Consider the following 22831-nt stretch of genomic DNA (forward strand, 5'->3'; position numbering starts at 1 on the left):
CGCGGAGCGGGAGACCGGACCAAGTGAAGGTGTTCCGCGAAGCGAAGAGAAACTTGTAGGGGTGGTGCTCGTCGCCACCCGCGAATCCGGCGGGGCCCTCCGAAGAGACGGTAAGCCTCCAAATGTTCGCGGGCTTCCACGAGGAAAGCCTCTACGCGACGGATCAGAGCGCGCAGAAAATGCGCTTCGCTCGGGGCGACCTTCTAAAGAATCCCCCGTGCTGCCAGATTATTCAGGCGCCGGGCCACATCGCCAAGCGCGTCGGCTACCGCCTCGTTGTAGCTGCGGCCGTCACGGGTATCGATGCCGAAGCCCGGCTCCAATTCGCGTAGGGCGCCGAGCGCTTCGTCGGCGTGGTCGAACATTTCAACGTAAACATGTTTCAGCGTTCCGGTGCCGGCCATGGCGGCCAACATGCCACCGACCCAACCGTCGTCCGAGCTGAGGCATCCGCGCGTGGTCTTGGCGGAGGCGTGGAAGACGCCCAGTTCGCCGGCCTCGGCTATCTTACCGACCAGAGCCTGGTTTTGGGCCAAGGGGACCCCCGAGTCGGCACAGTGTGCGGCATCGACCAGAATTTTAAAGAAGGGCTTGCCCAGCTTTTCGTTGATGCCGTGGATACATTCCCAGCCGCGCTGCAGGGTGGTAAATGTTTTGAACTCTCCCGGGCGGAGGAATTCGATATTCCAGCTTTGTACCGAAGAGCCTTCCAGCTCGGCCTCCTCGTAGGCACGGACGTGCAGCTTGGCGTTTTGCTCTATGGCGGCCTGATAGTCAGCGCCCTCACGACCGGGTTCTGAGCCCATCCACTCTTCGATCGAAGTGGAGGAAACGTGGCGTGCGCCGTGTTGCACGGCTGACTTGAGCAGTGGCAGTAGTTGCTCGATGACGCCGTCCTCATCGTTTGGATCCATCGGATTAACGCCGTCAACCATGAGCACGAAGTCGACGTCCAGCCCCAGCTCTTTGAGGCCGGGCACCATGAGGTCGAGGTCTTCGGTCAACGTACCGGGAAACAGGGAGACCTGCACGCAGGTAAAGCGGACGGGGGTCTTTTCAATCAAATCGCGAACGCCGGCCACGACGGCGATTTCCCCACCGGCAGTACGGGGTAACTTGCCCTGATCATCCGGCACCAGTCCGCCAACAAAGCGCAGGTGAGTGGGCACGATGCCAAATTCGATATTTGGTTTCAGAGTGATGGGGTAGTGCATGGTAATATAAGGATCCGGGTTGAGTGGATGGTTCAGTGAAAAACTATCCGGATGTGATGCTTGGTCGTAGGCTGTCTCATGCGGAAGCTTTCTCAAGTGGAAAACCCTGTCCGATTATTCTTCAAACAAGTTTTTCATTACAATTCGAAGCTTTAGCCGAAGGCTTCGGCGACAGGGAAACTTATTTGAACAGTTACTACTCCTCGGCAAAACCAAAGACCCGGCTGCTTTGGATCGGCAGATTACCCGGGTGCTTGTGAAGCCGTTCGATTTTAAGATACCGAACCGGTTTGCCCGGGATGAAAGCCCCGGCCTCGTAGCGCAGAATCGGAATATCCTGAGAGAGTTGTCGGCCGGGTTGGTAGTCGGCGGTCTCCCAGTTTGAGCCATCAGTCGAGGTGTGGACTTCAAAAGCCGGAGGTCCGCTGTCGGGCACCCGTCTCAGATTTAATTGCAGGCCGGTTACCGAGTAACTTTTTCCCAAATCGATGATATGTTTGTTGTTCTGCTTGTTGAGTCGAACATTGCCCGATTCGTGGATCTGCCCGCCGTAGGCCGGTTTGTTGAACATGGAAACGGAAACCGCTTCTTCGATGACATAATCCACTTCCCCGTCCAGTGTGAGTTCAATCACGGTTGCGTAAGGATCGATCACGGCTTCGGGAACCCGGATTTTCAGTTTTTTATTAGATTGGGAAAAATCGAGGGCCCGACCTTTATGGATCTGTGCCGAGACAACACTTTCGCGCAGACCGTTCAACACGAGTTCATCGTAAGGCAGCGGTTTGGTCAAATGGAGGTAAACCTTGTTGCCGCGGTGGGCACTGCCGCCCCAAGTTGCCGGTTTCCAGGGGCCGCCGCGCGTGCCAAAAATGGCTTCCTCGTTACGTTTGACCCATTTTCCGCTCTCGCGCAGAACTTCGATTTGATCGTGATGGAAAGCGCCGCTCCAGAGCGCGCCCCAGCTAAGAAGCAGGTTGCCGTCGCCACAGAAGGAATTGACCAGGAGGCGAATGATTTCCTCAGGTGGCCGGATCCGTGTGTCACTGTAGGCCCAGGTTTTGCAGAGCGTAATACAGCTCTCCCAAGGGCGGTGTTTTTGAAAGGCGCCGATCTTTTGCTCCGGCGTGTCAAAATCTCCGGGCAGGCTGGCCCGGTTGTTGATGATAATGCCCGGTTGCAGTTCACGGATCATACGGGTCAGTCGCTCAGACTCCCACATGTCCGCGCTGAACATGCCGCCCCAGTAGAGCGCGTCGAACCAGAACACATCAAGCTTGCCATATTTAGTGGCCAACTCCCGGCAGGCATTGAATTGGTACTCGATGTATTTCCGGTGTCTTTCGCCCAGGGTATTGCTTTCCCCCGCTTTCGGCCGCCAGGAAAGACTTCTGCCCGGCACGCGTTCGGACTTCGCCGGATCGACCGGCATGTAATCCGGATGATACCAGTCCCGTTGTGAATAATAGATCCCAAACTTCAAGCCCGCCTCGTGGCAGGCATCCGCGATTTCTTTCAGATAATCGCGACCGAAGGGGGTGTTGGTGATCTTGAAGTCCGAGTAAGCGGTATCCCACATGTGAAACCCGTCGTGATGCTTGGCGATGACGACAATATAGCGCATACCGGCGTCGATAGCGCATTGGACTATGGCTTCCGCATCAAATTCCGGAAGCGCCATCTCGTCTTTCCACCGGGTCCATTCCTCTTTGGGGTAGGGGCCCTCACCCTGGTCGGGCAACACACGGGTTTGGCAGATCCCCCAGCTCAGGTCCTTCTCCTTGTAAGCGGAAAGTCCAAAGTGAATGAACATGCCGTATTTGGCATCACGAAACCACTGAAGATCCGACTCGTCGGCAAAGTTGCTCGAATCCCATTCCTCCTGGGTAAAAATCTGGTAGAGCACGCTTTTACCACGCGGATCATTTTTCGGATCGTCGGAGATCACCGACCATTGTCCGTAGAGACCAAGCGATGCGAAGAATGTGAACAGGCAGACGAGTACTTTCATAGTTGGGGGATTTCGATTCAATGACCTGATTTTAAGGGATCGGATGTTCCTCTAAAATTTCCTCGACCAGGTAATAGCTTTGTTTGTCTTTTGTCTCCGCCCTTACTTTTTCGACCTGTTCAGGTTTTATCGACGGGCCTTTGTTGCCAAAGCTGTGGCGCACATAGGTGAGAACGGCCGCCAATTCACGGTCATCAAGGAGATGTTCAAATGCCGTCATGGGGGGCACGCCATTGCCGGGGTCGTAGGTCTTATCCGCTACATTGATCGGTCCCCAGAGCCCTTTGAGTGCGATCTTGATCAAACGTTCGTCGTCGCCTCTAACCCAGGCGTTCGGAGTGAGTGGCGGGTAGATGTCGGTACCTTTGCCATCTTCCCCGTGACAGGTGACACAATGGGCCTCGCGGGCGTAAACTTCCTTTCCGTGGCGAAAGAGGGCCAACTCTTCAGGCGGGAGCTTCGGTTCGGGCGCTTTCTTTTTACGCTCTTCGTTAATGCTTAATCGGCCTTCCAGAAAAGCGCGGGTGCGGGAGTTGCCTGTGGCTTTTAAGGCACCTTTGAGCGCCAATGAACGGAAGTACGGTTGCAGTGTGCCCAAGGCCGCTTCATAGGCTTCAGTCATCCACATGTCGTAAGACTGCTCCAGAGCCGCGCTGGCAATCTTTGCCCCGTCTTCATTGTCGAGCCACGAGGCCGCGACCATGGCCGCCAAACGCACTCTGGGGTGCGAGTCCGAAGCGGCTTTAAGTAAAAGCCCGGTATGGTTGGGAATGGTGTGTTTGCGAAAGCGCACCACATCGACCGCAGCAGCCCGCACCTGATGCGCGGAGGCGTTCAAGGCCTGGTCCAGCAATTCCGGATCCACCTTCCCTGAACCGGCGGTGGCCCACAGGGCTTCAAGCAGGTGATGCTCGTAGCGGGGAGATGCCGTGTCCTTTTCTTCCAGCCATGCTTGAATCTTAGGCAGAAGAGCTTCCGCAGAATACTTTCTCAGCTCGCGTCGGGCGCGATAGCGCGTGCGGATCTCCGGTTCTTCCAGTGCTTTGAGCAATTGATCAATCGAGGCTCCGGCGATTTTGACCGGCTTGACCAGAGGCCGCTCCGGATAGGTGACGCGGTAGATGCGACCGTGGTCGTGGTCCCGCTTCGGATCGCGGGTGGAATGTTGCATGTGTCCGATCAGCGGGTTGTGCCAATCGAGAATATAGAGCGATCCATCGGGTGCGAATTCCAGATCCACCGGACGGAAGTTCGGATCGCGCGAACTGAGCAGGTCGCCCCGGTGTTCTCCGGTGAATCCGGAACCGTCTTCGCGGACGTTGTGGATACTTGTGCCGTGAAAGCCAATCACGTTATTGACCATGTAGCCGCCCTGAAGCTCTTCCGGAAAATGCCGCGAGGAAATAAACTCCGCCCCCGAAGTCGGGCGCGCCCTTTTCGGGGCAAACTGCTTGGTTTTGCCGACGTATTTGCCCGGTGGCATCCTGACCGAGAGCGGGAGCCCCCACCAATTTGTGCCGGGCGAGGCATCCGCAATGTAGCATTGGCCCCAATCGTCGAAGGCGATCCCCCAGGGGTTGGCATAAACCGAGCGGCTGTAGCGTTCGATCCGTTGGTCGAAAGGATCGTAGCGCCACACCCCCGACCAACTGTTGCGACGGGGGCCATACGCTGTCTCGACTTGCGAGTGAAGAAAGATGCCCTCGGGCATGTAAAGGCCGCCCATTGGGTCGACGCAGAACGCGCCGATCGAGTGGTGTGTATCGTGGGGGTCGAAGCCGCGCAGCACGACTTCGCGGTGGTCCGCCTTACCGTCGCCATCGCGGTCCTGCAGTAAAACCAGATCCGGCTGCTGTGCGACGTAAACGCCATCCGCAGCCAACTCGAAGCCCATGGGGAGGTGCAGGCCGTCAGCAAAGACCGTTTGCTTGTCGGCCTTTCCGTCGTCATCCGTGTCTTCGAAGATGATCAGTTTATCGTCCGGCTTCGGATCACCCGGGCGATAAGCCGGATAGCTGGGTGAGACGCAGACCCAGAGCCGGCCCCGGTTGTCGAAACTCATGTTGATGGGGTTGCGCAGGTCCGTGAAATCGCTCTCAGCGGCGAAAAGTTCGATTTTGAAGCCGTCCATCATTTTAAAGGATTCGATCGAGTCGCTCTCCCCGATAAAATCGATATCACGACGGAAATTCGTTTCGATGGGTTCAAGTTGACGCGTGGCGGCATCGGCGGCTTCCAGATCGAAGGGTTTTCCCTGTGCCTGCGCCCAGATCGCCTGGTCCCGATTAGCCGTCAACTGACGGGTTTTTTCGATTTCCGGAGGGTAGTTGACGGTCCCGTAAGGTGCGCGCCGGCGTCCGTAGACGTGCACCCCGTTGACGATGCGGTAGTCGTGCCGCCACATCCAGTTCTTTTCCAGCACTGCCTTGAGGAGTTCACCGTCAACTTCCTTCGCCGGTGCAATGCCGAAGAGCTGCTCCATGAGTAAGTCGGCAATGAGCCGGTTCCCGCGTGTGTTCGGCAGGAAGCCGTTCAGCGTGAAAGGTCCTTCCCGCGTTTTCATGGCACTGTTGGTCGGGTGGAAGAGGTCAACGTAGCCAACCCCATGTCGCGCGGCCACTTTGGCCATGGCCTCAGCGTAGAGAATCAGATTGGCATTCTCCCTGTCGGATTTCGGCAGGTTTGTCTGGCTGGAAAGGTTCTCGAATGCGATCGGTGAGACGAGTACGAGCCGAGGAGGGGCCTCGCCGTTATAAGACTGCGCCTTAGAATGTTCGATCCACGCCTCCAGTTCGGCGGTGAACTGGCGCAGGCCCTCCGGACCCTTGAAAGACTCATTGTAGCCGAAAAAACCGAGAATGATATCCGCCTGACAAATCTCCAGCCACTCGTTGGGGGAGGGTTCCACGCCCTTGCCGCGGTGCCTCGGGTAGCCCTGGCTGACCTTTTCGGCACCAGGGAAGGCCCAGGGGGCGTTACGGCCGGCGCGGGGACGGTAGGTTGCCGTATCACCTTCAAAGCAGAGATTTCGAACGACCAGTCGATGCCCGGGAAAGGCCTGGTGTAATCGGGTCTCAAACTCGCCGTAATCAAGCATTTGCGAGCCAAGTCCATTGCCCAGCAAGACGATGTGTGTCCGGGCTTCCAACTCCTCCATGACCGGGCCGGCGTCGGCCGTATGTAAAATTACGAAGCAGGCGGTGAGCGTCAGGATCAATTCGCCAAGGGAGAGTGGCCTAAATGTCATATTTTTCAGAGTGGAGTGTGTCGCCGATAGTGAAAAGAAAAGAAAAGAAGGTCGCATTTCAGGACTGCTGTAAATGGAACCCATTTGTGTTTTCAGGGAATAGGCATACTAGTTGTGATGTCCTACATGTATGCGAACAAGAACTCCAAAAATCGTTTCAATATTTGCCGCAATTTTTTGCGGTACTCTATTTTTACTAGCTATGCCTGAAAAACCGATGAATTCCCAGTCCAGCGAAGAGAATGTAAGCCAATGCGCTTCTGCTTGCGCGCTGCCTTCCCATGTTGACTTAAGTAGCGGTGAATTTCCCGTGCAGCGCACAGACGAGGAGTGGCGCGAGCGCTTGACCGATCTGCAGTATAACGTGGCCCGTAAGCAAGGTACGGAACGAGCCTTCGCCAACCCCTACCACGATAACAAAAAAACCGGATTATATCGCTGCATCGGCTGTGACGTCCCGCTTTTCAGCAGTACGGACAAGTTTGATTCCGGGACCGGGTGGCCCAGCTTTACCCAACCGATCGACGAGCGCACGCTCGGGGAACATCGTGACACCAGCTACGGCATGGTCCGCACCGAGGTTCACTGCGCGGTCTGCGGGTCACACCAAGGGCACGTTTTTAACGATGGGCCCAAGCCGACCGGCCTTCGCTACTGCATCAATTCTGCTTCGCTGAAATTCGAAGAAGCGGAATCCGTCGAGGAGATTAAAGATCTAGTTAAGGCCTGGTATGAAGAAGGGGGCGATGGTTCAAAACGATAGCGCAATCATCATTATCAGCGCGGTTGAGATTTTCGTCACTCAATGATCACACAGAGAAGTTCTTTAGGACGAGCTATTTCATCCACGGGCCCCAGACCTCGGATGCTTTAATCGGCTGCTCCTCAAGCTCTACGCCCGGCCATGTACCCAGCGGAACCTGATTCCCGTAGATATCGGTCAGCAGCTCTTTGGCCCGGGCCAGCAGTTTGTCCACCTTTTCCGGATTTTCGTCGGCGACGTTATTCTTCTCCATAGGATCTGTCTTCAAGTTGTATAATGCCGGGCCGTCCGTGAGTTCCGGGTCTTCGGGTGGCTTCGCGCCGTAGTTGAAGTGGAGTTTCCAGTTGCCACTGCGGATGGCCGTGGCCCGTCCTTTGCCGTGCCAGAACAACAGTTCATCGCGAGCCAGTTCGGACTTCAGACCCCTCAGGTTCGCCCAAGTGCTGACGCCGTCCAACTTCTGGCTTTGCTCGGGCAAGTCGATATTGACACCACAGGCATCCGCCAATGTGGGAAAAAGGTCGATCGCGGCCACGATCTGGTTGTTTTCTTTGTCCTCCGGCAGCAAGTCGGGGTAACGCACGATGCAAGGGACGCGCGTGCCACCCTCCAGGGATTGCCACTTACCGCCACTGAACGGCGGCTTGTCGCTGGGGCCAGACTGGCCGGGCTGGCGGCCGTTATCGGAGGTGAAGATGACGATTGTGTTTTCCGCTTTGCCGGCTTCATCCAGCGCTTCCAGAATTTGGCCGACACGGTAGTCCAGTTCTTCCACCACGTCGGTATACTTGCCGGATTTATCCTCCCCGGAGTTGCCGTGCCAATCCGGGTGCGGATCGGCGGGGAAGTGGGGGGCCGTCCACGGAACGTAGAGGAAAAACGGATCCTCGCCGGGCTCGTTAATCACGCGGATGACTTCTTCGGTAAACGTTTCCGTCAACAGGCGGTTGTCCCACTTCTTTTGCACCAGTTCGCCGTCGCGATACATATCGCGGCCCTGATTGTTCGACATGTAGATGTAATAGGCCGATTCAAACCCCTGTTCTTCCGGGCTCATGTTTTTCCGGCCCAGATGCCACTTGCCTGAGATGGCGGTGCGGTAGCCGGCATCGCGGAAAGCCTCGGCCACGGTATAAACTTTTGGCGACATACCGCTCTTGGGCGGAAAGCCATACCCCATCACGCCCCAGCGCCAGCCGAGACGGGCCGGATAGGAGCCCGAGAGAAGAGCCATACGGGAGGGGGAGCAGACGGGATTCCCCGCGTAATAGCTGTTGAGCTTCAGGCCCTGACCGGCGAGTGCGTCAAGATGCGGTGTTTCAATGCGTGTGCTACCGTAGCAGGAAAGGTCCTCGTTGGCGAGATCATCCGCCATCATGAGGATCACATTCGGGTGTGCTTGCTTCTGCGGGAGCTCTTGAGTCTGCGCACAACCGCAGATTAGAGTGCATGCCAATAAAAGTAGGGTGCCGTGGAAAGATTTCATTCTAGTTTGATGCTTCGCCAAGATGTCAGGTGAAAGTTTGATTCTAATTCCAGTTAAGGCTCTTGTTCGCACTTGTGAGTTCAATCAAAATACGCGTTTGAACTGCAATTGGTGCCGCTCTTTTGAGGTAAAAGGGGAACAATGGCTTGCAAAAGAGAATCAGTATTCGCCTATACTGCCACCGTGAAATTATTCTCCGCAACCTTAGTTTTGTTGGCTTCTGCCGTTTCAGCCGCAGATCGCCCCAATATTCTCTTTATTTTTTCGGACGACCACGCGCTCAACGCGATTTCCGCCTATGGCGGCCCGCTGAAAGAGATCGCCCCGACGCCCAATCTCGACCGTATCGCCGATCAAGGTGCTATTTTTACCCGTTCCTATTGCAGCAACTCCATCTGCGGACCGTCCCGTGCAGCGATTCTGACCGGTAAGCACAGCCACATTAACGGCTACCTCGACAATGGCTACTTCGACAAGGAGTACCTCGAGGATGTCAATTTTGCCTTCGATGGCAGCCAAACGACCTTCCCGAAGCTGCTGCGGGAAGCCGGTTACCAGACGGCACTCATTGGTAAGTGGCATCTGAAAACCGAGCCCGAGGGCTTTGACTACTGGGAACGCCTGCCGGGACAGGGGAGCTACTACAACCCGCATTTTATCCAGCAGGACGGCAGCCAGAAGCAGTACCAGGGTTACGTGACGGATGTGGTGACCGAGCGCACGATCGATTGGCTGAAATCAGGTCGGGATAAAGATAAGCCTTTTGTACTGATGGCCCAGCACAAGGCCCCGCACCGCAATTGGTCACCCGCGCTACGGCATATGGACCTTTGGGATGATGTTGTGATTCCCGAGCCGGCGACGCTTTTCGACGACTATGCCAATCGTCATCCTTCGCTGAAAGATCAGGAAATGAGTATCGAGGATAATTTCTTCTACGGGTGGGACATGAAATTTCACGGTGAAACGCCCTACCCCGAGTATTTCGGCTCCTATCCGAACTATGAATACCGTCGTATGACCGAGGCACAGAAAAAGCAGTGGGACGCCAGCTATGAGGAGGAGAATCAGGCACTGCTGGCCGCCATCGAGGCGGGTGAGATGACGGATAAGGACGTGACCCGTTGGAAGTATCAGCGCTACATCAAAGATTACCTGCGCTGCATCCGTTCCCTCGATGAGGGGATCGGTGAAGTTCTGGATTATCTGGATGAGAGCGGCCTCGCGGAGAACACCATCGTGATTTATTCCTCCGACCAGGGGTTCTACCTCGGCGAGCACGGCTGGTATGACAAGCGCTGGATGTTCGAGGAGAGTTTTGCCATGCCCTTCCTGATTCGCTGGCCCGGTGTGATCGAGCCCGGCACCCGCAGCGAGGCCCTGATTCAGAATATCGACTACGCACCCACCTTTCTTGAGATCGCCGGCGCGGCGATCCCCGAGACGATCCAGGGGCGCAGCCTTTTGCCCGTACTGAAAGCTGGGGGCAAGGCACCGGAGGACTGGCGGGAAGGCCTCTACTACTTCTACAGCGGGGAGATGACCCACCGGGTTCCCGCACACGACGGCGTCACGAACGGCCGGTACAAACTCATGCATTTCACCAGGGATGACTCCTGGAACCTATTTGACCTCAAGGTGGACCCCCAGGAGCTGAATTCCCTGCACGATGACGCCAGCTATGCTCAGGTCCTGAAGGAAATGAAGACACTCTATCACGATTTGCGGGATGAATACCGGATGAGTGACTCGACCCTGCCGGCCCACCGCCTCGGCCAGGGTTGGTGGAAGCAGCGTTACCAGAAAACACTGGGTAAAGTCGCTGCAAACGGCAGTGACTACGAACTGGTCTTTATCGGTGATTCCATCACCCAGGGATGGGAAGGCGCCGGCAAGGAAACCTGGAATGAGTTCTACGGCGATCGCAAGGCGCTCAACCTCGGCTACTCCGGCGACCGCACCGAGCACGTACTCTGGCGCCTGCTCAACGGTGAGCTGGAGAATGTCGACCCCAAGGCCTACGTTGTCATGATCGGTACGAACAATACCGGGCACGGGTTGACCCCGGCGGCCGAAACAGCCGAGGGGATAAAGTTGATTGTGGAACTCTTAAAGGACCGTTCACCCGAATCGGAAATCCTGCTTCTTTCCGTTTTCCCGCGGGGGCAGCAACCGGATGACAAGATGCGCGTGCGTAACGAGGAGATAAATGGTATTATCGAAACCTATGCCTATGACGACCAGGTGCACTGGCTCGACCTCACTGATACGTTCTTGAACGAGGAAGGCGTCCTGACCAAGGAGGTTATGCCCGACGCGCTCCATCCGAAGCAAAAGGGCTACCGCATGTGGGCCGAAGCCATGGAGCCGACCTTGGTCGAGCTGCTCAAATAACGCAGTACTTTACTGGTTTCTACCTTGGCTTCTGGGGGCCGTAAAGGGCAAGGTCTTACCCATTTGATGCCGATCGTGACACAGGCGAGACGCCTGTGCTACGAGGGTCTCATCCGGGTAGTCGCTGGAAATTCTAGTTCAGTCCAGCTGCTTGCGAATCGCATCCGCGACGGCCTCGGCCAGTACCTTGTTGCCTTTTCCTGTGTGATGCACGTCCCGGGGCGCAACATACATCTCTGGGCCAAAATCTTTTGAAATTCGGTAGAGGTCATTCACCGCAACCCCGTATCGCTTCATGACTTCCAGCGCGGCTTCGTTGTATTTTGCGTCATCGCCTACGAAGCGGCCCGCTTCACCTTCGGGGATCTTCGTCGTGGTGGCAAAGATTAGGGTGGCATCGGTCTCCTTCAGGCGCTGCACCAGCTTCTCAAGATTTTCCTTATACTCTTCCAGCGGGACAGAGAGCGTTCCGCGGATTTTGTCACGCTTGCCATAAACTTTGGACTCGGGGTGCCGGTAGCAAAGATCGTGTAGGCCCCAATTAAAATGGATAAGGTCCCATTCTGTCTCACCGAGCCAGTCTTCGATTTTTTTGAGTCCGTTGCGGGTTTCTCCGGCATTGCCTGGGTGGCGTAAGACCTGTACCTCGTCTTGCAGAAAATCCTTCGTCTGTTTGAAGTAGCCACCCATGATGGAGTCGCCGATGAGCAGTACCTTGGGCAGTCGCTCTTCCGTTTCATTCTCCTCTGCTGCTTCAACCCTGTATTTGTCCCGTTCAGGCGTATAGAAGGAATCGGCTGCCGCTGGTCCCAATAAAGCAAAAATCGATATGACGAATATGGAGAAGCGCATAGTAGAATAATTACAGGGCGTCGGCTACAGCTGGGCCCATATCCCGAAGAATGCGCTTTTCCTTACCGGTAAGCTCCTTGGTTGAGAAAACACGGAGTTTTTCGTCGTCTTTTTCCTGATAGAAGAGGAAACAGCAAAACGCGCCACCGGGAATTTCGGAAAGCAGAATTTTCAAGTCATAGGTCTCACCTGCGCGCAGGTTAATCCAGTCGCCGTAGCGGATGTTCTTGGGTACCCCGGGCAAGTTGGGGCCGCTGTCATCCAGTCCTTCATCGCTGTAGCCGGGTTCCCAGCTGGCATCCAGAATAATGCGAGAGTTCAAACGTACGATTAAGACGTCGTCAGCCATCCCGCAGAGGCGTATCTGCATATCTTTTGGGGGCGTGTAGGTCCCTTCATAGAAGGCCACAATCCCACTGGGCTCGATCTCGCCTTCCACCCCGAAAGACTTTGGCGCTTTATCAGCGGACCCGTTTGGAATCATCCAGTACGAGCCGTAGAGTTTATTTTCCGCCGTGTAGAATTTCCGCGTCAAGCTACCCAGATTCCAGGAGCCATCGGTGAATTCACGAATCGTTCCTTTTCTGCTGATATTGATTGGGTCGCCTGACCGGTCACGCTTCAGGTCGATTAGGGTCGCTTCAAGTGTGCCTTCGGTCTTTCCGGTATATCCAAAGTCGGTCAGTTTGAATTCCATGGCCATCTCGCGCATACCGGTAATGCCACTGCCGCCGAATCCGCCGCCTCCGCGACCGAATACGGAACTGCTGTCGACGTTGACATCAATGTTGAGTGCGGGGATATCGAGTTCAGACGGATTGTTGACGACGATTGCCGGTGGCCGGGGCGGTGGCGTGGATTCATTTCTTTGCTGAATATTAACGGTGTATTCCGGCTCTTTTTGCGGTGGTGGGGCCACCGGAGCTGCTTCGAAGACCGTTTCTTCGCGCAGAACCGCGGAAACAAATTTAATGGTACCAAAAATCACGACAGCCACGATGTGCAGTGCGAAACTGACCATAATGACCAAGGCGAGGGTGCTACGTGATTTTTTTCCGAAAAATTGTTTCATATGGGGTAGGTGATATCTTCACAACGGTGTCAGGAGACCGCGTTTATGACAACATTTTGTCTACATAGGTAGGACTGCAGCTATATTTTCAATAAACAGTTTACCAAATTGTTCTGACGTAGAAAGACGATATCGGAATGATGGATTTAAGGTTATGTTGCCTCTCGCTGTAGAGGAAGAGACAAAAAACCGGGCTCGTTTAAGAGCCCGGCTGTCATGGGGTGAAATGGGAACTTATTTTTTGAGCTCAACCATAGCTTTGCCCATACCTTCGCCGACCAGCATGTAGGTCTCGGCATTTCCATGGTAATGGAAGCCCTGATTGCGGGGTGATACTTCCGGTGGGCGATAGAAGGGGCGGGTATCGACAGACTTCACAGTGCCCTTGTATTCCGGATGTTTAGAAGGGGCGCTGACATTCATCTGGGCATTGAAAATGGTGTCGGCGCTGCTGCCCGGCTCCCAGCTTTTACCTCCGCCAAAGCCGCAGGTGGCGACGACGAATGGTGCGTCGGGTGCATTGAATTCCTTGCGCAGCGTGTTGATCAAAGTGACAAGATTGTGCTCGTAGCGCTGAGCATAGGGGTTGGCACTGCCCGTACCCTGCTCGCCGCCATCTTTGTGGCCCTGCCACCAGCCGAAGCCGGCGATCTCGTAGCCGCGGCCGGCCCAATGAGGAAATTCCTTATCGAAATTGGCCAGCACGTCCTTGGCGGCATTGAAGCAATCGTCGTACTGCTTGCCGGCATACCAGTTGTGGCTGGGTTTTTCCGGAGTGGTGCCTTTCTCCCAGCGGGAAGGTGTATCCTTGTAACCGGCATAGACCCAAGTGGTACCATCTTCGTCAGTGTATTCGAAACGCTCCGAGTTCGGTGGTAGGAAGTCCCAGCCCAGCGATCGGTTGCCCTGGCTCGCCTTCAGCACAAGCACGGGTTCGTCGTGGTAATTGCCGACCATATGACCGAAGCCAAGTTCTGGGCCGATCGCGTTGTTGCCCGCACCGAAGCCGGCGTTCAGCCAATCGCTGCCCCCGGCAGTAACGACACCCTTGTACCAGACATCGTCGCGCGGGACGAAATTGCCGTCGTCATCGATGAGATACTGGAATTTGCCGTCGTGACGCACGACGGTCTTCAGTGTGCCGGGAATATCCAAACGGGCATACCAGCCGAGGCCGTTGGCACGATTGTTCAGGTAAGTGATCTTGAAAGGAACCTTTTCGCCGGCCTCAAGCTTGATGGGGGTGTGCTTGTCTTCTCCACCCGGTTCTTTGCGGTACACTTCCTGGCCGTTGACCACCATGATGTTTTCTTCCGAACGGCCATATCCGGGACGGAATTCGTAAACCCCGGTTTCCGGCATCTGGACCTGGCCGCGGACAATTTGCACGCCGGTGTTGGGGTAGGGCGTAGGCTTGGTGCCGCCAAAGCTCTCGAGCTTAAGCGTTTCGCTCGGCTCCATTTTATCGTAATCCGCTGCGGCATCGTAGGGCCCCGGGTAGACGGAAAGTACCGGATCGATCATTTCTTTGCCCCAGCGCGAGCCGCCGCCATCGATTTGGCCGATACCGACCATATTCGATTGGCCGGAGAGGATATAGACTTTGACCGGTGCTTCCTTGGCACTGGCATTGATGCCGAAGCACAAGCCAAGGATGATTGAGAATGACAGCAACAGTCGCTGCATGCAATGTTTGGGTCGGTGTATCATGATTTACTCGTTTAGGTTTCGATGTAGAACTTTGAGCGAACTGTGACCTTAATGCCCGACAGCCGGTTCCATAATTAACGAACCGGGCAGCATTTGAGGGTCGAGAAAAGTGGCTTTGATTTTTTCCTTACCACTTCTTGAAATCCTTTTTCGGATTCGGATTCACGATGGGAAGAATAGCGTCGGTTTCCTTCAGCTTCGCTTCCAGTTTACTGGATAAGGTCTTCACCAGGTGGGGTTGCTGTTCGGCCAGGTTATATTGCTCCTTCGGGTCCCGGGCCAGGTTGTAGAGTTCGATACCCTTCTTGTAGTAGAACTTGATCAGCTTCCAGTCACCCTCGCGGATGGCGCTGTAGGGGATGCCGCCCTGGTTGCCCCAGTGCGGGTAGTGCCAGAAGAGAGGCTCGCGGTTGAATTCCGCTTCGGGGTCTTTGAGGATTTCGGCGAAGCTCGTGCCGTCCTTGTGTTGCCATGGGATAGGGTCGAGGCCGCAGAGTTCAAGAAGGGTCGGGTAGAAGTCGGTGGAAATAATGGGTGTGCTGTTCGTCCCCGTAACGATGTTACCCGGCCAGCTGACCAGGGTTGGTTCGCGTACGCCGCCCTCGTAGGCCCAACCTTTACCCGCACGGTAGGGCAGGTTACTCGTGGGGGAACCTTCGGAGGTCGACAGGCCACCGTTGTCCGAGAAAAAGACCACGATAGTGTCCTCTTTCAGCCCGTTGGCTTCCACCGCTTGCATCACCTTGCCGACAGCGGAGTCCATGGCTTCGACCATACCAGCATAAATCGCATGTTCCTGCACGGTGCGGTTTTCGCGTGGGAATTCCGGTTCAAAGGCGGGTTCCAGCCCGAGGCGCTCGCGTTTGGCTTCGTATTTTTCGACCAAATCGTCCGGCGCCATTAAGGGCGTATGGACGGAGTAAAAGGGTAGATATACGAAAAAAGGCTGGTCTTTGTTTTCGGTGATAAATCCTGCGACCTCGGTGGCCAGGCGGTCCGGCAGGTGTTCGCCTTTCGGCCCGTCGGACAGGTTTGGGTTGTCGTAAGGGGAAAAGTATTGGTCGCCGGTATAGGGGCCACCGCCACGCACTCCCCCCTTGTTGATGTCGAAACCGTGGTCTTTCGGCCATGAGCCTTTGTCACCGAGATGCCACTTGCCGGCATGCATAGTGGCGTAGCCGCGGGCTTGGAAATATTCGGCCAGCGTGATGTGGTCGTGGTCCAATGATTGAATGTAGGGAGCGGGAAGCACCGGGCGTTTGCCCATCCATTTGAACTTCATCTGACTGAGATCGGTCAGGTCCGCGGGCAACTCATGATCGAACCCGTTCGGTCCTCCAAAGTAATCGGTGTTGCGGGTGCGGGCCGGATACTGGCCGGTCATGATCGAGGAGCGGGTGGGCGAGCAGACCGGGCTGGCGGCGTAACCGTCCGTGAAGATCATCGACTCCCTCGCCAAACTGTTCAAGGAGGGTGTGTCGTAGAAGGTGTCCGGATTATTGAAACCGACATCCATATAGCCCAAATCGTCGGCCATGATAAAGATGACGTTGGTGGCGGAGGCAGTTGATGCGAGAGCAATGGTGACAAGGAGTGATATCAGTTTCATAAATAAGTCTTAATTGATCTATACACGGGCGGTCAGTGCAACCATAAGGCTGTCAAAGCCATTGGCCCGGTCGAAGCTTTTTTCGTGTTCAATATTCGCTTTGGCCTCAATGACCTCAATGCCTTCAATCCGTTCCGAGAGTGCCTTAAGCAAAATGCGGATAAGCAGACGGGCATGGGCTGCCCCGAGGCATAGGTGTTTGCCAAAGCCGAAGGACAAATGCGGATTGGGTTTGCGGGCGAGATCGATCGTCTCCGGATCGTCAAAGACCGCCTCGTCGAAATTAGCGGGTGCCCATCCCAGGCCGATCCGTTCGCCGGCCTTAACCGGAGTTCCCAGCACGTTGGTATCGACGGGGCAGACGCGGCCGATTTGCGTCAGAGGCATGTAGGCACGGATGAACTCTTCCGTGGCGTGAATCAGTCGTTTCGGTTCTTCGCGCAGAAAGCTGAGTTGGCTCGGATGCTCGTTGAAGTAGGCGATGATGGAAGAGACGTTGTGGATGATTGTGTCGCGCCCGCCGGCAAAAGTGAGGTTGCCGAAGCCCAGCATTTCCTCGCGTGTGAGTGGACGCCCCTGGAAGTTTGCCTGTACCAATGCGGAGAAAAAGTCCTCACCGGGTTTTTTTTCAGCGCGGTCAAACTGTTCATTGAGGTAATCCTCCAGGACGATGCCCTTTTTAAATGTGCCTCCTTCGCCGCGAAAGACGTGAACGCCCCAATCGATCCAAGTGTTCGCTTCGCTCTCGGGCACCTTGAGTAGATAAGTGAGTGCCCGGGATTGGTAAGGTAGTGCGAGTTCGCCCACCACCTCCAGTGTTTCCTTCTTCAGGGCATGATCGAGCAAGTCATTGATCAAGGATTCGACGCGGGCAATATACTCCGGTTCTTTGGCTTGCTGGAAAAAAGGGTTAACGATGGCGCGCCATTCGGTGTGCTCTGGTGGATCGGTCTCGATGGGGAGCTGGCGAATACTGCGGACTTTTTCTTCTGAAGGGATGGGCACGCGGAAGGGCGCATCGGAGCTGTAGGTCTGCCAGTCCTTGGCGGCAGCCCGCACATCGCCATGGCGCAAAATCATGGTGATATCCTCGCCATGAAAGGGGCATTTCATGACCGGGCCTGCGCGGCGGGCTTCGCGGAATGGGTCGGGCACGTCCTGCATTAAAGTAGCTGTATGTTATTTAAGTTTACTTGCGAGAGAGTATCTCTCCTAAGCCGTTTCGCCGTATTCCCATCCTTCGCGGACCGGTTCTTTGATCCATGCGTCAAGTTCAGGTTGGCCCTTCACTTTCATGTTCTCTTTATCCCACTCGATCGTCTTCCCGCTGCGTTGGGCGAGGGCCCCAAGCAGGACCATTTCCGTGAGTGGCGCAGCGTAGTCGAAAGGCGAGCCGGGCTCGGGGCCGCCCTTGATCGCGGTAAACCATTCTTCGACCGGTCCTCTGCCGCCGCTGGGCAGGCGCTCTATGCCGGAGATCTTGTCGCGCAGTTCACGGCGGCGTTCTTCCGGAATGATACGCGGGCTGCGTGGGCGCATTCCCGGGTGCATCAATGTGTTCCTGGAACCGATCATGAACATGCCGCCTTCTTCCGGGAGTGGCTTGTCGGCCGGCCAACCGTCCGGCTTGGGCACGTCGTAGCCTCTTTCGTACCACTTCAGCGTGACAGGTGGCTTCTTGCCCCGAGCAGGAAAATGATAAGTCACCAGCGAGCTCATGGTAATGTAATCCGGATGCGGGGGCGTCTCGCGTTCGATTTCGACCTTGGTCGGCATGTCCAGATCGAGAGCCCAGAAGGGTGCATCAAAGGTATGGCAACCGATGTCGCCCAAGGACCCTACGCCATAGTCCCACCATCCGCGCCAGCGGGTGGGCACGTAGGCCCGGCTGAACTCGCGCCGCGCTGCTACGGGCCCCTGCCAGAGATCCCAATCGAGTGTGTCGGGAACTTCGTTGCCGGGTGGCGGAAAGCTGGACGGTGGCACAAACCAGGGGCCAGTGGGCCGGTTTGTCCAGGTGACCACTTCTTTGACATCGCCGAGTAGATCGGCATCATACCACTCCTTGATCCGTCGCATGCCCTCCATGCAGTGCCCCTGATTACCCATTTGGGTGACGACGCCGGCTTCTGTCGCGGCTTTTTGCAGCATTCGGCACTGCCAGATATTGTGGGCCAGTGGCTTTTGCACGAAGACGTGTTTGCCGCGTTCGATGGCAGCCATGGCGATGGGGAAGTGGGTATGATCCGGAGTGGAGATGGCGACGGCGTCGATTTGGTCGCCCATCTTGTCAAGCATGACCCGGAAGTCCTTGAAGCGTGGAAGGTTGGGGTGGTTACCCAGTGCGCGGGAGGCCCGCGCAAAGTCCACATCGCAGATCGCGACGAGATTCTCCATGTCGCGTGCGCGGCGGTAGGCGTAGCCGCCCATTCCGCCGGCGCCAACTACGGCGACGTTGATCTTATTGTTGGCCGACTCGCCAGCCCGGGCGATAGAGAAGAGGGGCAGCGAGCAGACACCTGCGGCAGCGGAGGTTTTCAGGAAACGACGTCGGGATAGGGAATGCATATTATCCATAGGTAACGAGGGTCGATAGGCTGTCACTATCTCGGTAGCCGATCAACCGATTAAGTTCCGAAATTCAGCTTGCTGCCTGCATCTGCTCGGCGAGGGAGTCCCGGTAGTGAAGCATGCCCTTATAGTCGGCGACATCATCCGGCATGCTGCGGATGGTTTCGGCCAAATTATTCCAAGTCTGCGGATGCTTGCGGATCGACTCAAATGGCACTGTTTCGATACGTATGGCCATGATGATCCCGTAATTGACGGAGGTGAAGAGTTGGTGCTCCAGCCGTAGATATAAATCTTCCACTGCGGTGTCTTGGTTTGGCCGGGGCCGCTTGAGGTCCGGATGGTAGTCCAGTTCGTCGGTCAGGGTAATACTCCAGTTTTCCCGGTAGAATGATTTGCCTGATGGAATACTGCGCAGGAAGCGGTCAATGTGCTGGCCGATTTTTTCGTTAAGCTTGGGGACGGCGGCGTGTACTTCGTGAACCGGTTTGCCTAGAGTTCGGTTTAAACTCCAGGAGGAAGGCATGCAGACGCTGCCGGCTAGAAATGCGAGGGATGATCCATCGACCAAAAGAATGTCGGGCTCTAATTGCAGACTGAGAGAGCGCAGGTCATGCGGATGTGCATCCTTACGGGAAAGGATGCCCCATGATACGGCTTGCTCGTACAGTCGTCTGACGAGTGGCTTCGCGTCCTCGCATTCGGCGAGATATCGCGATGAATCAGATTTGAGGACATTTCTTTTGTGCTCGAGAATGCGTGGTCCTTCCGGAGTCGGTGAGAAGAAATCACGGGCCTGGCCAGTCCGTATGCGGAATGACCAGTCAAAGCCCTTGTTATTGAATGTGCGTTGCCAGGGCTTCGGCATGATGTTTTGAGCGCTGTCTGAGATAGACTGTAGGAATCAGGATTCCACCAGATTATTCAAAGGAAAACCTTACTTTCTCGATCAATGGCGAGGCGTTGTTCTCCGTGGTGTCGGTCACCTTGAACTCAAAGCAGAAGCCGTAGCCCTCCGGTAGTTGGCTGAGATCCAGTGCTGCGGGCTTTCGGCTGATTTGTTTGGCAAAGCCGGGGATGTGATCGTAGTTCTCCTTCACTTCCTGCCAGTCAGACCAATAGTCGATTTGGCCATTGCCCGTCGTATCGACAGCGACACGAGTCTCGACACGCTCGACCCACGGGCCCGGGCTGACGAAATCGTTTTTTGTCTGTGTGAGCAGATAAAATTGCCCTTCGGCGAAACCAATGTCCGGGTCCGGGTGGCCCGAGCCGATATTGCCGCAGAAAGCAAATGGTTGATCGATGTCGGAAGCGGTGAACCAGGCAACGCTCATCTCCTGTCGCTTGCGTGTTTCTGCGGGGTGAAAATCTCCGAAGAGGTAGTACTGTCCACCGATACTGATGGCGGCCCAATCGCCAAAGGCATTCTGCTCGGGTTCGTGGACCTCGTAGCGGGCAAAGGCGCGCTTTTGCCCTGGCTTTTGGGGATAATTGGCGGGGTCATCCTTGTGCCAGTGAGGGTGGGCAAATTCCTTGAAGACTCCGGTCGGTTCGGTACGAACGTCCACCGCAGGCGGCAGAATCTTAAAATCGGAAAGCCCGTCATCGCTAACGGCGTGACCCGCCAAGGGGGAATCCCAGGAGTGCTTGCTGGCATCGATCGGGCTCCAGTTTTCGTAGATCAGGTGGAACTTGCCGTCCAGGTCGCGGATGATGGTACAATCGGAACCATCCGAGGGGTCTTTAAAGGCCATGCCCATGTCCTCGCCTGGTTTGCCATCAAACAGATCCTCATCCACGTAGACGTGAGGGTCCTGGTCGTTGGGGAAGTCGTAATAAATGTAGAGTTTCCCGTCGTAATATTCTGCCGTTGTTGTCCACTTTGCCCGGCGGTTGGTGACTTGGCCATGGTGCACCCAGTGCTTCATGTCTTTGCTCTGCCAAGCGTGATAGCCGCCGCCGGTATGGCCCGAAAAAGCACCCGGAGCGGCGAAGACATTTCCCACTTCCGTGGTCTTCAGCGGAATGTCGAAGCCTTTGAGCGAAGCGTCCGTTCCTTCACTAGCTCCCGCTTCGTTGAGCCCGAAGGCCCAGTAATTATCAGGGCCCAGACTTAAGAAGACCGGGGCATCCCCCAAGCTGCTTGGGAGCACTTTTTCGACAGGTTGCCAGTTTAACCAAAGCGGTGCCTGATAGAAGGTGATTGTTTGGGCGGAAACCTTATGGGGGAATCTTTTTAGGATACTTCGAAATCGACCCGTTTTGCCGTCGGGTTTGGCAATGCCACCAAGAATGTCAATCCCCTCGCTTTCCGCTTTGGCTGCATGCCACCCCAAAGTGCTTTCAATCTGCCAGATCTCAGCGGATCGAACTGTGTTTAAAGAAAGAAGGAGAATCGAAATCAACAAACAGTGTTTCATTATTCTGTAAGAAGTAAGCTCTCTGGTTAAAAGGGTCGTCTAAAGATGAATTGGAGGGTTATTTTATTTGCATCAGTCATTACAAATGGTGACTTCTTGACTTCAGTAGTCCTCTCCACGGTTGCTTGCCGCGCATGACGCTTGCCAGGTTTGCAGGTCGTGGATCATTTGCTCCAGCACCTCCGGTTGTTTTTCGGAAATGTCGGTCGTCTCCGCAGGATCGAAAATCAGATCGTAGAGGGCGTAGGTTTTACCACCATCCTTGCTATAGACTTTGTAGCGGTTGCCAGTGAGAGAGAGTTGTTGCCTGGATTCAAAAGCCATGGGGCTGGGCCGCTGCGTTACCTTAGCGCGAATCAAAGGCAACAGGCTGACACCGTCGTAGGGGCGTGCCAGTGCTTCAGGCATTCGGTATCCCAATGCATCCAAAATTGTTGGAAAATAGTCGCTTGTATTGGCCGGGAAATCGACACGGCGAGCTTCCTTAATCATGGCAGGCCAAACCAGTAAGCCCGGGACGCGTACGCCACCTTCATACAAACTACGTTTTCGCCCGCGTAAGCCGCCGGTTCTTCCGGGGTCGCTGTCATTGCCTTCTGGTCCATTGTCCGAACAGAACCAGAGCATGGTATTTTTCGACACACCGAGTGATTCAAGCTCGGCGCGAAGTCGTCCCATTTGTTCGTCCATCGCGGTCAGGCAACCGTAGTAGTCCCCATGCTCCTCGTAGCCGTCCGTATAGGGTGGAGCCGAGACGACCGGGAGGTGCGGGGTATGAAACCAAATGACAGTGAAAAAGGGGATACCCGCTTCGCTTTGTTTTCGTATAAAAGGTAGCGCGCGATCCATGATCAGCTTGGAGTCATCGCCCGAGATTTCAGTAGGAGGCACCATCTCGCCGGGGCCGGTCCAGTAGCGGGTGCCATATTTCTCATAGTCGCCCTCTTTCCAATAGGTGGGTACTTTAGCCTCTGTGGAGAAGCAGCTATCGAAGCCGTTTTCCCAAGGCGGGGAATATTCATCCAAGTTGTCCGGGCCGCCGCGATTGGAATCCTTAATTTTCGTCGTGAGTGTCCCCAGGTGCCACTTGCCAAAGTGGCCGGTCGCGTAACCATTGCGCTTTAATATCTCAGCCAAGGTCATTTCCTCCGCTTTCATGCTTCCAACATTCGCATAAAAAATCCCGTAGCGGTAGGGATGACGACCGGTGAGCGCACTGCCCCGGGTCGGTGAGCAAACCGGTGCCGCCGAATAAAAGCGATCAAAGCGAAGCCCTTCGGCAGCCATCCGGTCGAGATGCGGCGTCCGTAAGACGGGGTGGCCGTTGTAGGCCGTATCGCCCCAGCCCTGGTCGTCCGTCATGCAGAGGATGACGTTTGGGGGTGATGACTGTGGCAAAGAAAATGCCGATATCGCGCCGCTGCAGAGCAGTAGGGCGATACCGGCATATTTGGAAATCACAGAAGCCTGCATGCCATT

The 22831-nt window shown here is 55.6% G+C and carries 15 protein-coding genes; 2 read left to right on the forward strand and 13 right to left on the reverse strand.

The window, feature by feature from the left end; translation table 11 throughout:
• Positions 1–203: 203 nt before the first annotated feature.
• From DDZ13_RS13320 to DDZ13_RS13330, 3 genes are all read right to left on the reverse strand, one after another.
• Positions 204–1310, reverse strand: a complete 1107-nt coding sequence (locus DDZ13_RS13320; protein ID WP_110131955.1) for a hypothetical protein — start codon at positions 1308–1310, stop codon at positions 204–206.
• Between the two features lie 100 nt (positions 1311–1410).
• Entirely contained in the window at positions 1411–3225 is a 1815-nt protein-coding gene (locus DDZ13_RS13325; protein ID WP_110131956.1) for an alpha-L-fucosidase, read from the reverse strand.
• 31 nt (positions 3226–3256) lie between these two features.
• Positions 3257–6472 (reverse strand): PVC-type heme-binding CxxCH protein, encoded by a 3216-nt coding sequence (locus DDZ13_RS13330; RefSeq protein ID WP_110131982.1) that lies wholly within the window; start codon positions 6470–6472, stop codon positions 3257–3259.
• Between the two features lie 202 nt (positions 6473–6674).
• Here DDZ13_RS13330 and msrB point away from each other — a divergent pair, with 202 nt between their 5' ends.
• Complete coding sequence (gene msrB, locus DDZ13_RS13335) at positions 6675–7235, forward strand: peptide-methionine (R)-S-oxide reductase MsrB (RefSeq protein ID WP_233246165.1); 561 nt, start codon at positions 6675–6677, stop codon at positions 7233–7235.
• 73 nt (positions 7236–7308) lie between these two features.
• On the opposite strand, the gene DDZ13_RS13340 is transcribed toward msrB, so the two are convergent.
• Positions 7309–8721, reverse strand: a complete 1413-nt coding sequence (locus DDZ13_RS13340) for a sulfatase-like hydrolase/transferase (RefSeq protein ID WP_110131958.1) — start codon at positions 8719–8721, stop codon at positions 7309–7311.
• A gap of 183 nt (positions 8722–8904) precedes the next feature.
• Between DDZ13_RS13340 and DDZ13_RS13345 the strand changes: the two genes are divergently transcribed.
• On the forward strand, positions 8905–11115 hold the full coding sequence (locus DDZ13_RS13345; protein ID WP_199221130.1) for a sulfatase/phosphatase domain-containing protein: 2211 nt from the start codon (positions 8905–8907) through the stop codon (positions 11113–11115).
• Between the two features lie 138 nt (positions 11116–11253).
• On the opposite strand, the gene DDZ13_RS13350 is transcribed toward DDZ13_RS13345, so the two are convergent.
• From DDZ13_RS13350 to DDZ13_RS13390, 9 genes are all read right to left on the reverse strand, one after another.
• Entirely contained in the window at positions 11254–11967 is a 714-nt protein-coding gene (locus DDZ13_RS13350) for an SGNH/GDSL hydrolase family protein (RefSeq protein WP_110131960.1), read from the reverse strand.
• A 10-nt stretch (positions 11968–11977) separates the two neighbouring features.
• Positions 11978–13039, reverse strand: coding sequence for a hypothetical protein (locus DDZ13_RS13355; protein ID WP_110131961.1), 1062 nt, complete (start codon positions 13037–13039; stop codon positions 11978–11980).
• A 234-nt stretch (positions 13040–13273) separates the two neighbouring features.
• Positions 13274–14749, reverse strand: coding sequence for a sialate O-acetylesterase family protein (locus DDZ13_RS13360; RefSeq protein ID WP_110131962.1), 1476 nt, complete (start codon positions 14747–14749; stop codon positions 13274–13276).
• 127 nt (positions 14750–14876) lie between these two features.
• On the reverse strand, positions 14877–16358 hold the full coding sequence (locus DDZ13_RS13365) for a sulfatase (RefSeq protein ID WP_110131963.1): 1482 nt from the start codon (positions 16356–16358) through the stop codon (positions 14877–14879).
• 18 nt (positions 16359–16376) lie between these two features.
• On the reverse strand, positions 16377–17522 hold the full coding sequence (locus tag DDZ13_RS13370) for a cytochrome P450 (RefSeq protein WP_110131964.1): 1146 nt from the start codon (positions 17520–17522) through the stop codon (positions 16377–16379).
• Between the two features lie 48 nt (positions 17523–17570).
• A complete protein-coding gene (locus DDZ13_RS13375) occupies positions 17571–18926 on the reverse strand; it encodes a Gfo/Idh/MocA family oxidoreductase (RefSeq protein ID WP_110131983.1) in 1356 nt (451 codons plus the stop codon).
• A gap of 73 nt (positions 18927–18999) precedes the next feature.
• Complete coding sequence (locus DDZ13_RS13380; RefSeq protein WP_110131965.1) at positions 19000–19797, reverse strand: heme-dependent oxidative N-demethylase subunit alpha family protein; 798 nt, start codon at positions 19795–19797, stop codon at positions 19000–19002.
• A 52-nt stretch (positions 19798–19849) separates the two neighbouring features.
• The gene (locus DDZ13_RS13385; RefSeq protein ID WP_110131966.1) at positions 19850–21352 is read right to left on the reverse strand and encodes a glycoside hydrolase family protein; all 1503 of its coding nucleotides are present in this window, start codon (positions 21350–21352) and stop codon (positions 19850–19852) included.
• A 102-nt stretch (positions 21353–21454) separates the two neighbouring features.
• Positions 21455–22825: a sulfatase family protein gene (locus DDZ13_RS13390; RefSeq protein ID WP_110131967.1), complete on the reverse strand. Its 1371-nt coding sequence runs from the start codon at positions 22823–22825 to the stop codon at positions 21455–21457.
• Positions 22826–22831: the final 6 nt, after the last annotated feature.

The organism is Coraliomargarita sinensis (genome assembly GCF_003185655.1).
In the GTDB taxonomy this organism is placed as follows: domain Bacteria; phylum Verrucomicrobiota; class Verrucomicrobiia; order Opitutales; family Coraliomargaritaceae; genus Coraliomargarita_B; species Coraliomargarita_B sinensis.